Origin of the sequence: Comamonas aquatica NBRC 14918 (assembly GCF_000739875.1) — a bacterium.
GTDB classification, from domain to species: domain Bacteria; phylum Pseudomonadota; class Gammaproteobacteria; order Burkholderiales; family Burkholderiaceae_C; genus Comamonas; species Comamonas aquatica.
In genome coordinates, this window is record NZ_BBJR01000030.1 from 1 (window position 1) to 12,351 (window position 12,351).

A 12,351-nucleotide genomic window follows, 5' to 3' on the forward strand; every position below is an offset into this window, starting at 1 on the left:
CTCTGAAAAGCCAAGCATTACAAGATGCTTGGCTTTTTTCTTGGCCGCGTCCTCCACGCTCGCCACCCCAGTGGACTGGATGCGCAGCAGAAGCCCCTGAACGCACCTCAAGCGGCCCGGACAATCCCCACGGTCGGCGCCGCCCCTGCAGCGGCAGCCGCCGGCACGGATTCAATGCGATTGGGCGCAATGTACTTGCCCGCGTCCTGCAAGGGGTCCATGAGCACCGCCCCCTTCTTGCGCGCCTCCCAATGGGCGATCTCCTCCTCCAGCCGGCGCGCGCGCTCGGCATACATGGCCGCCGAGGCGTGGTAGTGCTCGGCCGCCATCGAATGCTCGAGCATGGCCATGCGCGCTTCCTGCAGACACGCCCGGGCACGGCGGATGTAACGGGGTTCACCACTGAAAATGCCGGAAAAGAACATGATTGCCACTCCTTCCATCCGCATGCGGCGACACCGCATTTCATAATGCCCCAAGGACATGACGCCACCATAGGCAAGCCCGATGGCGGGGTCTGTCCCCATAGGACAGCATTGACTGTAGGAGCAACCCACCACCCCACTGGCCCCCATGCTGGCGCAACACCCGACCGACCCACTTCCCAAGTTCATAGCAAAACATGCAAGCGCCATCGCTGATCTGGCTCGATTCCGAGGATGAGTTCCCCGCTGTGACGCATGCCTGGGGCGCCGACACCCCCATGCCCGGCCTGCTGGCAGCCGGGGGCACCCTGGATGCCGAACACCTGCAAGCGGCCTACCGCCAGGGCATCTTTCCCTGGTTCAGCCCCGGTCAGCCCAACCTGTGGTGGTCGCCCGACCCCCGCATGGTGCTGCAGACCGGTGACTTCCGGCTGCATCCGTCGCTGCGCAAGACCTTGCGCAAATTCCTGCGCACCCCGGGTTGCGAGGTGCGCGTGGACCACGACTTTCGCCAGGTGATGCAGCACTGCGCCCAGACCCCCCGCGCCGGCCAGGACGGCACCTGGATCGTGCCCAGCATCATCGATGCCTACTGCGGCCTGCATGCGCAGGGATTGGCCCACAGCGTGGAGACCTGGGTGGACGGGCGCTTGGTCGGCGGCCTGTACTGCGTGGCCCTGGGCCATGCCGTGTATGGCGAATCCATGTTCGCGCATGCCACCGACGCCTCCAAGCTGGCCCTGGCGGCACTGGTGGCGCTGTGCCGCCACCACGGCGCGCCGCAGATCGACTGCCAGCAGGCCACGCCCCACCTCGCCTCCCTGGGCGCGCGCGAACAAAGCCGCGCCAGCTTTCTGGCCGAGGCCACACGCCAGCAGCAGCGCCCGGCCATGGACTGGCAATGGCGCCCCGTATACTGGGATGCGCTTTCCCCTGGGTTGATTTCCTGAGGCTTTCGACGCATGACACAGCTCAATGACCTGCCGCACTACAGCCTGCAGTTCTATGCCACCGCGCCCTACCCGTGCAGCTACCTGCCGCACCAGGAAGCGCGCTCGCAGGTCGCCGCCCCCAGCCATCTGATCCAGTCCGAGGTCTACTCGGCCCTGGTCACCCAGGGGTTCCGCCGCAGCGGCATGTTCACCTACCGGCCGTACTGCAGCCAGTGCAAGGCCTGCGAGCCGCTGCGCGTGCTGACCGATGCATACCGCCCCAACCGCAGCCAGCGCCGCGCAGCACGCCAGCACGGGCAGTTGGAAGCCAGCGTGCAGCGCCTGCACTTCTCGCAGGAGCATTACGACCTGTACCAGCGCTACCAGCACGCCCGCCACAGCGGCGGCGGCATGGACCAGGACAGCATCGAGCAGTACACCCAGTTCCTGCTGCAAAGCCGGGTGGAGACCCGGCTGGTGGAGTTCCGCGACCCCGCCGCCGACAACGCCTTGCGCATGGTCTCCATCATCGATTTTCTGGAAGACGGCCTGTCGGCGGTCTACACCTTCTACGAACCGGACGCCGACGCCAGCTACGGTACCTATAACGTGCTGTGGCAGATTGCCTTCGCACGCAGCCTGCGGCTGCCCCACGTCTACCTGGGCTACTGGATCGAGGCCTCGGCCAAGATGCGCTACAAGGCGCAGTTCCACCCGCACGAGGTTTTGCGCAACAACCTGTGGCAGCGCATCGACAAAATCTGAGTCGCACCAGCGAATGCGGGCTGCCGCTCCAAAGAATGTGAGCAGGCCACACCCACGAGGGCTAGAATCCGGCCATCTTTGCCTTTGGATGCCCCATGAAGAAAAACGATCAAGACGCTCCCGCCAAACCCAGTGTGCAAGTGCTGGAGCGCATGTTTGTCTTGATCGACGTCCTGGCATCGCGCGAAGAGGCCGTCTCCCTGAAGGAAATCAGCGAACGCACCGGCCTGCACCCCTCGACCGCCCACCGCATCCTGAATGACCTGGCCGCCGGCCGCTTCGTGGATCGCCCCGAATCGGGCAGCTACCGCCTGGGCATGCGCCTGCTGGAGCTGGGCAACCTGGTCAAGGCCCGCCTGAGCGTGCGCGAGGCGGCCCTGCCCGCCATGCGCCTGCTGCACAAGCAGATCCAGCAACCCGTGAACCTCAGCGTGCGTCAGGGCGATGAGATCGTCTATGTGGAACGCGCGTATAGCGAACGCTCGGGCATGCAGGTGGTGCGCGCCATCGGCGGCCATGCACCGCTGCACCTGACATCGAACGGCAAACTGTTCCTAGCGGCCGACGAACCCCAGCGCGTGCGCGCCTACGCCATGCGCACCGGCCTGGCCGGCAACACCCACAACAGCCTGACCCAGCTGCCCCTGCTGGAGCGCGAGTTGTCCAAGGCCCGCGAAACCGGCGTGGCCTATGACAACGAGGAACTGGAGCTGGGGGTGCGCTGCATGGCCGCGGGCATCTACGACGACCAGGCCAAGCTGGTCGCGGCGCTGTCCATCTCCGCCCCAGCCGATCGCCTGGACGAAGGCTGGCTGCCCAAGCTGCAGGGCACGGCCTACGAGATCTCGCAGGCCCTGGGCTTTCGCGGCCCAGCCCCCAGCAGCCTGCGCTGAGCCAGCGGTCCCCACGGCCCCACCAAGCGGATCGCGTGCCCCGGCGCTGCGCGGCAGCCGGGGGCATGGCCCTCAGGCCAGGGCCGCCGTCGGCAGCGGCAGGCCGCGGTAATCGGCGAAGTCCAGCACGCGCGGGTACTGGCGCACCAGGTCCGTACCGAACCCCGCCGTGAACCACGCAAACCGCACCCCGGCCGCCTGCGCGCAGGCCGCGTCGGCGTGCGTGTCGCCAAAGAACACCGCTGCCTCCGGTGGCACATGCAGATGGCCCAGGGTGAACAGCAGCGGATCGGGCGCGGGCTTGGCCACGCCACAGCTGTCGCGCCCGGTGACCACCTGGAACAGCTCCAGGATGCCCGCCGCCTCCAGCCCCTTGAGGGCCAGCGCATGCTGTTTGTTGGTGCACACGGCCAGGGCCAGCCCCTGGTCGCGCGCCGCCTGCAGCCAGGCGCGCACGCCGGCGTACAAGGGCGCGCCATGCGGGGGCTGCTGGGCATAGTGGTGCTCGAACCACTGCCCCAGCTGTGCCTTGCCGGCCTGCGGCATTGGCAGTTGCCGCTCCTTGAGCACATCCGCCATCAGGTCGGCCGCCGTGCCAAACATGTTGGGCATGCGGTAGGCCGCGGGCAGCGGGGCATGGCCCAGTTGCACCAGGGTCTGGCTGGCGGCCGTGACGATGGCGTGTTCGGTGTTCAGCAGCGTGCCGTCCATGTCGAAGACCATGGCGCGCACGCCGGTCCAGTCCATGGTCTGTAGTGTGTGGTCCGTCCCTGTCATGCGGTCGATTGTCGGCCGAGACGGCCCGGCCTGCAGCACGACCGGTTTTGGCCCACCCCCAGGTTGGTTCAAAAAGATGAGCACATCGCGCACGTCAAAAGCGCCATTCAGATCAATTAACCTCTGAAAGGCTGGTTCCACGCGTGCCATGCGCTCCTGTTTTCAAGCAGCCGACCACCCTCAGACATGGCGTTTGACATGGCTGCCGGGCTCGGGCGGCAACTCGGCATCGGCCTGGGCATGCAGGGTGGCGATCAGGTTGCACGCCCCGGGGCGGCCATCGCACAGGGTCTTGAGCTGGCGCAACTCCCGCTCCAGCAGCCGCAGCTCGCCCAGCCGCTGGCGCACGTGCTGCAGGTGGGATTCCACCGTCTGGCTGGCGGCGCGGCAGTCTTCCGGGCGCTGGCCGTCCAGCGCCAGCAGGGTGCGTACCTCGTCCAGCGACATGTCCATGGCGCGGCACATGCGGATGAAGCGCAGGCGGTGCAGGTCCGCATCGCCATACAGGCGGTAGTCGTTGTCCTGCCGCAGGGCCGGCGCCAGCAGGCCCTGTTTTTCGTAGTAGCGGATGTTGGCGGCCGACACGCCGGTGCGTTGGGCGGCCTCTCCGATGCGCAATCCTGTCATGGGTGCTTGACCTTGAAGTTACTTTCAGCTTTCCAATCATGGCATGGACTCCCAACACACACCAAAGCGGCTGCTGCAGCCCCGCCCCCCGGAAACCCGAGGCCCATGGGCACGACCACGGTCACGACCATGAAGACAGCGAACACGACCACGGCCACGACCATGGCGTGCTGCCCGGCTGGCCCCGCATCGGGGCCGCGCTGGGCCTGGCGCTGCTGGCCGAAATCTCGCACTGGTTCACGCCGCAGTACCCGGCACTGGAATACGCCGGCATTGCCCTGGCCGTGGTGGCCATCGCCCTGTCCGGCCTGGGCGTGTACAAGGCCGGCCTGCAAAGCCTGGCGCGCCTGCAGTTGGGCATCCATGCGCTGATGGCCGTGGCCGTCACCGGCGCCTTCCTGATCGGCCAGTGGCCCGAGGCCGCCATGGTCATGGCCTTGTACGCGGCCGCCGAACGCATCGAAGACCGCGCCATGGACCGCGCGCGCCTGGCCATCCGCAACCTGCTGCGCCTGGCGCCGGACACCACCGAGGTGCTGCAGCCCAACGGCCACAGCCTGACCGTGCCCACGGCCGATGTGCCCACCGGCGCCCTGGTGCGCGTGGCCCCCGGGGCCCGCATTCCGCTGGACGGTGAGGTCATCGCCGGCCACAGCAGCGTGAACCAGGCCCCCATCACCGGCGAAAGCGTGCCCGTGGACAAGGCCCCGGGCGACAGCGTCTGGGCCGGCAGCATCAACCAGCAGGCCGAGCTGCAGCTGCGCGTCAGCGCCGCCACCGCCAACTCCATGCTGGCGCGCATCGTCCAGGCCGTGGAGCAGGCCCAGGCCAGCAAGGCGCCCACGCAGCGCTTCGTCGACCGCTTTGCCGCCATCTACACCCCCATCGTCATGGTCCTGGCCCTGGCCCTGGCCGTGCTGGCCCCGCTGCTGCTGGGCTGGACCTGGCTGGATGCCATCTACCAGGCCCTGGCCCTGCTGGTCATCGCCTGCCCCTGCGCGCTGGTGCTGTCCACCCCGGTCACCGTGGTCAGCGCGCTGACGGCCGCCGCCCGCCAGGGCGTGCTGCTCAAGGGCGGCAGCGTGCTGGAAGCCGCGCGCCAGCTGCGCAGCATCGCGCTGGACAAGACCGGCACCCTGACCACGGGCAAGCCCACCCTGGTGGACTGGGACGTGCTGGACGCCGCACAGACCCCGCGTGCTGAGGCCGCCTTGCGGGCCTGGCAGATCGCCTCGCGCTCGGACCATCCGGTCTCGCACGCGGTGGCCCAGGGCCTGCAGACCGAGGGCGTGCCCACCTCGCCGGCCCAGGACCTGCAGGCCCTGCCCGGGCGCGGTGTGCAGGCGCGCATCGAGGGGCAGACCTACTACCTGGTCAACCTGCGCTGGGCGCAGGAGCAGCAACTGGACAGCCCGGCCCTGCAGGCCGCCGTACAGGCCCACACGCGCCTGGGCCGCAGCGTCAGCCTGCTGGCCACCGCGCAGCAGGTGCTGGCCGTGTTCGCCGTGGCCGACAGCCTGCGCCCCCATGCCCAGGAAGCCGTGCAACAGCTGCAGGCGCTGGGCATCAGCCCGGTGGTGCTCAGCGGCGACCACCCCGACGCCGTGCAGGCCATCGCCCAGCAGGCAGGCATCCTGCAGGCTGAAGGCGGCCTGCTGCCCGAAGACAAGCTGCGCCGCATGCACCAGCTGCAGGCCGAGGGGGCCGTCGGCATGGTGGGCGATGGCATCAACGATGCCCCCGCGCTGGCCCAGGCCGACATGGGCTTTGCCATGGGCGGCGCCCACAGCACGGACATGGCCATGGAGACTGCCGACGTGGTGCTGATGCACGACGACCTGCGCCGCATCCCGGACACCATCGCCCTGTCCCAGCGTGCCCATCGCGTGCTGTGGCAGAACATTGCGCTGGCCCTGGGCATCAAGGCGGCCTTCTTCGCCCTGGCGCTGATGGGCCATGCCAGCATGTGGCTGGCCGTGCTGGCCGACATGGGGGTGAGCCTGCTGGTGGTGGCCAACGGCCTGCGCCTGCGGATCGACCCTCACAAAAAATCTGAACAGTGAGGACGGACACCGCATAATCTGTGCGCCTGAAAAATAACACGCACAAATTTCCACCACCATGAACACCCGCCACCAGCCTGCCGCACCTGCACCGCTGCCCCACACCCTGCTCGAGGACGCAGCCGCCATCTTCACCGGCGTGCTCATGATCTCGGTGGGCGTGGCGCTGTTCAAGCAAGCCGGGCTGGTCACGGGGGGCATGGCGGGCCTGGCGTTTTCGCTGCACTACGCCACGCACATCGGCTTCGGCGTCTGGTTCTTTGTGCTGAACCTGCCGTTCTACTGGCTGGCCGTGCGCAAGATGGGCTGGGCCTTCACGGTCAAGACCTTCTGCGCCGTTGGCCTGCTGGCCGTGGTGTCGGAGTTGCAGCCGCTGTTCCTGAGCCTGGAGCGTGTGCAGGCGCCCTACGCCGCTGTCGTCGGCGGCATCCTGATGGGCGTGGGCATGCTGGTGCTGTTCCGCCACCGCTGCAGCCTGGGTGGCGTGGGCATTGCCGCATTGTTCCTGCAGGAGCGTTACGGCTGGCGCGCTGGCTATGTGCAGATGGGGCTGGACTGTCTGATTCTGCTGAGCGCCTTCTTCATCGTCGATGTGGAACGCGCCCTGTGGTCCATCCTGGCGGCCCTGACCCTGAACCAGGTGCTGTCCATGAACCACCGCCCGGGCCGCTACGGCGGCTGACGCGCAGCGCGGAACTTTGTGCCGACTCTGGCATCATTCATGCCTATGCGTCGCCTGCTACCCCTGTTCATGATCTTGCTGCTGACCCTGCGCGGTCTGCTGGGCGACGCCATGGCCATGGGCAGCCTGCCCAACACCGGGGACCACATGCCCACGGCCGTGGCCGCAGCGCAGACGGCGCCACAGGCCCACCACCACGCAACGGCCATGACGGACGATGCCCATGCGCATGCTGCCGAGACCCAGGCACTGCACTGTGAAGCAACACCCCCCGCCCCCGCGTGCGGCGGCAGCCACCACACCACAGCCTGTGCCGCCTGTGGCATCTGTCATTCGGCCTTTTCCCCCCCACTGCTGCTGGCGCCCTGCCAGGACCTGTCCACGCAGGCCGCACCGGCCAGCGGCCGTGCCGACTTTGCCAGCGCCACGCTGGTGCAAGCCACCAAACCACCCATCGCCTGAGACCTGACACCCGAGGTGCGTCCGCAGCACGCCCCCTGCCCTGGGCAGAACGTGCCGCCGACGCTGAAAGGTTTCTTGTCGCAGGAGATTGCTGCATGCGCAACGCGCACTTTGTCACCCCGTGGTTGCTCGGACTGAGCCTGGCCACGCCCTGGGCCCTGGCCCAGACACCCCCCTCGCCGCCGCCCGCGGCCCCCACCACCGAGCGGGCGTCCAGCACCGCGGCCCAGCGCACCTTGGTGCACACCGCCCTGCCCGCCAGCAGCGCCCTGGTCGCCAGCCCACAGGACTGGCGCGCCGCGAATGCGGCCGTGGCCACCTTTGCGCGCGGCCACGCCGACGTGCTGCGCTGGGAAGCCGCGCAAACGCCCATGCCAGCGCCCACAGCACCCGGCACGCACCAGCACGGAGGCCAGCCATGAACCGCCGCACCCTGCGACTCAGCCCCGTGCTCGCCGCCGTGGTGCTGGCGGGCTGCGCCAGCGTGGCCCCCGATGGCCTGCGCAGCGCCGTGGACCGCCACACGGCCTCCCGGCTACCTGCCGACAGCCAGTTGCCGTCCACGGATTCCCGCGCCCAGCCAAGCACCGAGGCACAGATCGCCCAGTGGCTGAGCCAGCCCGTGGATGCCGACACGGCCGTGCGCATCGCCCTGCTGCGCAGCCCCAGTCTGCAGGCCCAGCTGGCACAACTGGCCCGCCAGGATGCGCAGCGCGCCCAGGCGCTGACCCTGTTCAACCCCACGCTGACGCTGGGGCGCTTCGTCAACGGCCACGAGCGCGAGATCGAGCGCCAGCTCAGCCTCAACCTGGTCCAGCTCATCACCCTGCCGTGGCGCAGCCGCTGGCAGGGCTGGCAGCTGGAGCAGGCCACGCTCACCGCCGCCCAGCAGGTGCTGCTGCACGCGGCCGACACCCGCCGCGCCTGGCTGCGGGCCGTGGCGGCGCAGCAAAGCCTGCAGGCGGCCGAACGCATGCACGAGGCCGCCGCAGCTGGTGGCGAGCTGGCCCGGCGCATGGCCCTGGTCGGCAACTTCAGCAAGCTGGAACAGGCCCAGGAGCTGCGCGTGCAGCACGAGGCCGCCGCCCAGCTGGCCCGCGCCCGCCTGAACGCGGCCCTGGAGCGCGAGCAACTGGCCCGCCTGATGGGCCTGTGGGGCCCGCAGGCCGACTTTGCCCTGCCGGACAGCCTGCCACCCCTGCCCAAGGCCGAGGCCCTGCACACCGGGGCCGATGCCGAGGCCACCGCCCTGCGCGAGCGCCTGGACGTGCGCGCCCTGCGCCGTGAGCTGGACACCACGGCCGATCGCCACGGCTTCGCCCGCGTGGGCGCGCTGTTTGGCGACATCGGCGCCAGCTACAGCCGCAACACCACCACCGACCGCGCCACACGCCACGACGAGGTCACGCGCGGCTGGGAGCTGGAGCTGCCCCTGCCCCTGTTCGACTGGGGTGGCGTGGCCGCAGCCGGCGCACGCGCGCAGTTGCAGCACCGCAGTGCCCAGCTGCGCCATGCGGCCCTGCAGGCGCGCAGCGAGGCGCGCACCAGCTGGCTGCGCTACCGCACGGCCTGGGACCTGGCCCAGCAGCAGCGCAGCGAGGTGCTGCCCCTGGCCCAGCGGATGCAGGAGGAGGCCGTGTACCGCTACAACGGCATGTTCATCAGCACCTGGCAGCTGCTGGCCCAGGCCCGCGCCACCACCCAGGCCGTGGCCACCGCCACCGAGGCCCAGCGCGACTTCTGGCTGGCCGATGTGGACCTGCAACTGGCGCTGTACAGCACCTCGCCCGGCGCGGGGGCTGCCAGCCTCTCGAGCCCGGCCACACCGTCCGAATCCCCTGCACAAGGCCACTGAGCATGAACCGCCGCAATTTCTTCACCGGCGCCGCCACCGCAGTGGCTGCTGCCTCCGTCAGCCGGGTCGCCATGGCAGCCCTGCCCGAACCCGTCCTGCAAAGCAACGCCGACACGGCCGCGCCGCTGACGCCGCCCAATGGCCGGCCCTACCACCCGGTGGTCACCTTGAACGGCTGGACCACGCCCTGGCGCATGAACGCCGGCGTCAAGGAGTTCCACCTCGTGGCCGAGCCCGTGGTGCGCGAGGTCGCGCCGGGCTTCTTCGTCAACATGTGGGGCTACAACGGCCAGTCGCCCGGACCGACCATCGAGGTGGTCGAGGGCGACCAAGTGCGCATCTTCGTCACCAATCGCCTGCCCGAGGCCACCACCATCCACTGGCACGGCCAGCGCCTGCCCAATGGCATGGACGGTGTGGGCGGCCTGAACCAGCCGCACATCCCGCCGGGCAAGACCTTTGTCTACGAGTTCACGGCGCGCCGCCCCGGCACCTTCATGTACCACCCGCATTCGGACGAGATGGTGCAGATGGCCATGGGCATGATGGGCCTGTGGATCACCCACCCCAAGGGCCGCCACCCGCTGATTGCCGACGTGCAGCGCGACTACGCCTTCCTGCTGGCCGCCTATGCCGTGGAGCCCGGGGCGATGACGCCGCGCATCAACGAGATGACGGACTTCAACATCTGGACCTTCAACAGCCGGGCCTTTCCGTCCATCACGCCGCTGGTGGCCAAGCAAGGCGACAGGGTGCGCATCCGTGTGGGCAACCTGACCATGACCAACCACCCCATCCACCTGCACGGCCACGAGTTCGAGGTCACCGGCACCGACGGCGGCCCCGTGCCCAAGTCCGCCCGCTGGCCCGAGGTGACCACCGACGTGGCCGTGGGCCAGATGCGGCAGATCGAGCTGATCGCCGACGAGCCCGGCGACTGGGCCCTGCACTGCCACAAGAGCCACCACACCATGGGCGCCATGGGCCACAACGTGCCCACCATGATTGGCGTGGACCACCGCGGCCTGGTGGGCAAGATCCAGAAGATCGTGCCCGACTACATGCTCATGGGCGAGCGCGGCATGGGCGACATGGGTGCCATGGAAATGCCCCTGCCCGACAACACCTTCCCGATGATGACGGGCCAAGGGCCGTACGGGAACATCGAGATGGGCGGCATGTTCACCAGCTTCAAGGTGCGCAAGGGCCTGGGCGCCAACGACTACGGCGACCCCGGCTGGTTCGCGCAGCCCCGGGGCACGCAAGCCTATGCCTGGCAGGGCGCCCCGCTGGAGGCGCAGGCACCACGCCCCACCCCGCCCGGCCAGGCACCGGGTGCCCCCAGCGTACGCAAACCGGCAGCCGGCCACGGCCCTGCCCACCATTGATGCCGGAGCCAATCATGCAAACTCTGAAATACATAGCTGCCAGCGCTTTACTGGCATGCGCTACAGCCACTTTTGCCCATGGCAATGCGTCCCACACCCCGGCCGATCCTGCCACCGCTGTGCCGCCAGAACAAAAAGCCTGGGGCATCGCCGGCGATGCCCGGCCCGGGCTGCGCACCCTCACCCTCCGGATGACGGACGACATGCGCTTCGAGCCCGACCACTTCAGCGTGCGCCAGGGCGAGACCCTGCGCCTGCGCGTGGAAAACCGCGGCCAGCTCCTGCACGAGGTGGTGCTGGGCACCGCCGCATCGCTGCAAGAACACGCGGCGCTGATGCTGAAGTTCCCCGGCATGGCGCATGCCGAGCCGTACATGGCCCATGTGGCCCCGGGCGAGCGCGAAGACCTGGTCTGGCACTTCAACCGCCCCGGCACTTTTGACTTTGCCTGCCTGATTCCCGGCCACTACCAGGCCGGCATGCAAGGCCGCTTCACCGTCACCCCCTGAACACTGTGGTCCCAGAAAGGAAACCCACCATGCACACCCCAACCACCCGTCGCCACGCCCTGCACCTGCTGGCCGCCGCCGCCGGTCTGACCGCCCTGCCGGCACTGGCCGCCTCGCCCGCCAAGATCCCCATGGAAGTCTGGAAGGACCCCAACTGCGGCTGCTGCAAGGACTGGATCGTGCTGATGGAGCAGGCCGGCTTTGCCGTCACCGTGCACGACAGCGGCAACAGCGCCGTGCGCGCCAAGCTGGGCCTGCCCGTGCAGTACGGCTCCTGCCACACCGCGCTGGTCGGCGGCTACCTGGTCGAAGGCCATGTGCCCGCCGCCGACGTGCACAAGCTGCTCAAGGACAAGCCCAAGGCGCTGGGCATCACCGTGCCCGGCATGCCCATCGGCAGCCCCGGCATGGACGGCCCCGAATACGGCGGCCGCAAGGACCCGTATGACGTGCTGCTGGTCACCAAGCAGCTCATGGGCAGCAACGTCAGCACCCGCGTCTACACCAGCTACCGTTGAAGAGGAGTCCCACCATGTCCACCTTCTCCACCTTGCGCCACCTGGGCTGCGCTGCCGGCCTGCTGCTGGGCCTGGCGACGGCACAGGCACAGGCACAGGACCATGCCAGCCACCATGCGCCTGCAACGGCGGCCGCCAGCCCTGCGCCAGCGGCAGCGCCCGACCAAGCGCTGACCGAGGGCGTCATCACCCGCGTCGATGCCCGCAGCGGCAAGCTGACCATCCGCCACGGCGCCATCACCCACCTGGACATGCCGCCCATGACCATGGTGTTTGGCCTGCAGGACGCGCAGCAGGCCGCCCAGTTCAAGCCCGGCGACCCGGTGCGGTTCCGTGTCGAAGACCAGGCCGGCGCGCTGGTCATCACCCACATCCAGCCGGCGTCCTGAGGGCCGCATGGCCATGGCCTGCTTTGCACTCCGGCGCCTGCAGGCGCCAGAGTGCATGGCGGGCCG

General features: G+C 69.0%; 15 protein-coding genes. 12 read left to right on the forward strand and 3 right to left on the reverse strand.

What is annotated here, in order from left to right; translation table 11 throughout:
• Positions 1 to 107 precede the first annotated feature (107 nt).
• Positions 108 to 425 (reverse strand): hypothetical protein, encoded by a 318-nt coding sequence (locus CA2_RS04935; protein ID WP_042413307.1) that lies wholly within the window; start codon positions 423 to 425, stop codon positions 108 to 110.
• 197 nt (positions 426 to 622) lie between these two features.
• Here CA2_RS04935 and aat point away from each other — a divergent pair, with 197 nt between their 5' ends.
• The 3 genes from aat to CA2_RS04950 all read left to right on the forward strand — a co-directional run bounded on the left by aat (position 623) and on the right by CA2_RS04950 (position 3,015).
• Positions 623 to 1,375: a leucyl/phenylalanyl-tRNA--protein transferase gene (gene aat, locus CA2_RS04940; protein WP_042413263.1), complete on the forward strand. Its 753-nt coding sequence runs from the start codon at positions 623 to 625 to the stop codon at positions 1,373 to 1,375.
• Positions 1,376 to 1,387: 12 nt separating this feature from the next.
• Positions 1,388 to 2,122 (forward strand): arginyltransferase, encoded by a 735-nt coding sequence (locus CA2_RS04945; protein WP_042413264.1) that lies wholly within the window; start codon positions 1,388 to 1,390, stop codon positions 2,120 to 2,122.
• A gap of 95 nt (positions 2,123 to 2,217) precedes the next feature.
• Positions 2,218 to 3,015, forward strand: coding sequence for an IclR family transcriptional regulator (locus tag CA2_RS04950; RefSeq protein WP_042413266.1), 798 nt, complete (start codon positions 2,218 to 2,220; stop codon positions 3,013 to 3,015).
• A 72-nt stretch (positions 3,016 to 3,087) separates the two neighbouring features.
• On the opposite strand, the gene CA2_RS04955 is transcribed toward CA2_RS04950, so the two are convergent.
• Both CA2_RS04955 and CA2_RS04960 read right to left on the reverse strand, forming a co-directional pair.
• Positions 3,088 to 3,792 (reverse strand): HAD family hydrolase, encoded by a 705-nt coding sequence (locus CA2_RS04955; protein ID WP_169741444.1) that lies wholly within the window; start codon positions 3,790 to 3,792, stop codon positions 3,088 to 3,090.
• Between the two features lie 180 nt (positions 3,793 to 3,972).
• Complete coding sequence (locus tag CA2_RS04960) at positions 3,973 to 4,419, reverse strand: MerR family transcriptional regulator (protein WP_042413270.1); 447 nt, start codon at positions 4,417 to 4,419, stop codon at positions 3,973 to 3,975.
• Positions 4,420 to 4,457: 38 nt separating this feature from the next.
• Here CA2_RS04960 and CA2_RS04965 point away from each other — a divergent pair, with 38 nt between their 5' ends.
• The 9 genes from CA2_RS04965 (at position 4,458) to CA2_RS05005 (ending at position 12,285) form a co-directional block, all read left to right on the forward strand.
• On the forward strand, positions 4,458 to 6,482 hold the full coding sequence (locus CA2_RS04965; protein WP_081888871.1) for a heavy metal translocating P-type ATPase: 2,025 nt from the start codon (positions 4,458 to 4,460) through the stop codon (positions 6,480 to 6,482).
• A gap of 58 nt (positions 6,483 to 6,540) precedes the next feature.
• Positions 6,541 to 7,164 carry a YitT family protein gene (locus tag CA2_RS04970; RefSeq protein ID WP_042413272.1) on the forward strand — a complete coding sequence of 208 codons (624 nt, stop codon included), beginning with the start codon at positions 6,541 to 6,543 and terminating at the stop codon, positions 7,162 to 7,164.
• 39 nt (positions 7,165 to 7,203) lie between these two features.
• Positions 7,204 to 7,626, forward strand: a complete 423-nt coding sequence (locus tag CA2_RS04975; protein WP_174435599.1) for a hypothetical protein — start codon at positions 7,204 to 7,206, stop codon at positions 7,624 to 7,626.
• A 95-nt stretch (positions 7,627 to 7,721) separates the two neighbouring features.
• Positions 7,722 to 8,048, forward strand: a complete 327-nt coding sequence (locus CA2_RS04980) for a hypothetical protein (RefSeq protein ID WP_042413275.1) — start codon at positions 7,722 to 7,724, stop codon at positions 8,046 to 8,048.
• A complete protein-coding gene (locus CA2_RS04985) occupies positions 8,045 to 9,481 on the forward strand; it encodes a TolC family protein (RefSeq protein ID WP_042413277.1) in 1,437 nt (478 codons plus the stop codon). Before CA2_RS04980 ends, CA2_RS04985 begins: the two co-directional genes overlap by 4 nt.
• Positions 9,482 to 9,483: 2 nt before the next feature.
• The gene (locus CA2_RS04990; RefSeq protein WP_042413278.1) at positions 9,484 to 10,869 is read left to right on the forward strand and encodes a multicopper oxidase family protein; all 1,386 of its coding nucleotides are present in this window, start codon (positions 9,484 to 9,486) and stop codon (positions 10,867 to 10,869) included.
• A gap of 14 nt (positions 10,870 to 10,883) precedes the next feature.
• A complete protein-coding gene (locus tag CA2_RS04995; RefSeq protein ID WP_042413280.1) occupies positions 10,884 to 11,378 on the forward strand; it encodes a cupredoxin domain-containing protein in 495 nt (164 codons plus the stop codon).
• Between the two features lie 29 nt (positions 11,379 to 11,407).
• Entirely contained in the window at positions 11,408 to 11,896 is a 489-nt protein-coding gene (locus tag CA2_RS05000; protein ID WP_042413282.1) for a DUF411 domain-containing protein, read from the forward strand.
• Positions 11,897 to 11,910: 14 nt separating this feature from the next.
• Positions 11,911 to 12,285 (forward strand): copper-binding protein, encoded by a 375-nt coding sequence (locus CA2_RS05005; RefSeq protein WP_042413284.1) that lies wholly within the window; start codon positions 11,911 to 11,913, stop codon positions 12,283 to 12,285.
• Positions 12,286 to 12,351: the final 66 nt, after the last annotated feature.

Excerpts from the sequence above, each read along its gene's own strand:
- CA2_RS04950 (WP_042413266.1), top strand. The coding sequence starts at position 2,218 with ATGAAGAAAAACGATCAAGACGCTCCCGCCAAACCCAGTGTGCAAGTG.
- CA2_RS05005 (WP_042413284.1), top strand. The coding sequence starts at position 11,911 with ATGTCCACCTTCTCCACCTTGCGCCACCTGGGCTGCGCTGCCGGCCTG.
- CA2_RS04975 (WP_174435599.1), top strand. The coding sequence starts at position 7,204 with ATGCCTATGCGTCGCCTGCTACCCCTGTTCATGATCTTGCTGCTGACC.
- CA2_RS04965 (WP_081888871.1), top strand. The coding sequence starts at position 4,458 with ATGGCATGGACTCCCAACACACACCAAAGCGGCTGCTGCAGCCCCGCC.
- CA2_RS04980 (WP_042413275.1), top strand. The coding sequence starts at position 7,722 with ATGCGCAACGCGCACTTTGTCACCCCGTGGTTGCTCGGACTGAGCCTG.
- CA2_RS04990 (WP_042413278.1), top strand. The coding sequence starts at position 9,484 with ATGAACCGCCGCAATTTCTTCACCGGCGCCGCCACCGCAGTGGCTGCT.
- aat (WP_042413263.1), top strand. The coding sequence starts at position 623 with ATGCAAGCGCCATCGCTGATCTGGCTCGATTCCGAGGATGAGTTCCCC.
- CA2_RS04995 (WP_042413280.1), top strand. The coding sequence starts at position 10,884 with ATGCAAACTCTGAAATACATAGCTGCCAGCGCTTTACTGGCATGCGCT.
- CA2_RS04985 (WP_042413277.1), top strand. The coding sequence starts at position 8,045 with ATGAACCGCCGCACCCTGCGACTCAGCCCCGTGCTCGCCGCCGTGGTG.
- CA2_RS04970 (WP_042413272.1), top strand. The coding sequence starts at position 6,541 with ATGAACACCCGCCACCAGCCTGCCGCACCTGCACCGCTGCCCCACACC.
- CA2_RS05000 (WP_042413282.1), top strand. The coding sequence starts at position 11,408 with ATGCACACCCCAACCACCCGTCGCCACGCCCTGCACCTGCTGGCCGCC.
- CA2_RS04935 (WP_042413307.1), bottom strand. The coding sequence starts at position 425 with ATGTTCTTTTCCGGCATTTTCAGTGGTGAACCCCGTTACATCCGCCGT.
- CA2_RS04955 (WP_169741444.1), bottom strand. The coding sequence starts at position 3,792 with ATGACAGGGACGGACCACACACTACAGACCATGGACTGGACCGGCGTG.
- CA2_RS04945 (WP_042413264.1), top strand. The coding sequence starts at position 1,388 with ATGACACAGCTCAATGACCTGCCGCACTACAGCCTGCAGTTCTATGCC.
- CA2_RS04960 (WP_042413270.1), bottom strand. The coding sequence starts at position 4,419 with ATGACAGGATTGCGCATCGGAGAGGCCGCCCAACGCACCGGCGTGTCG.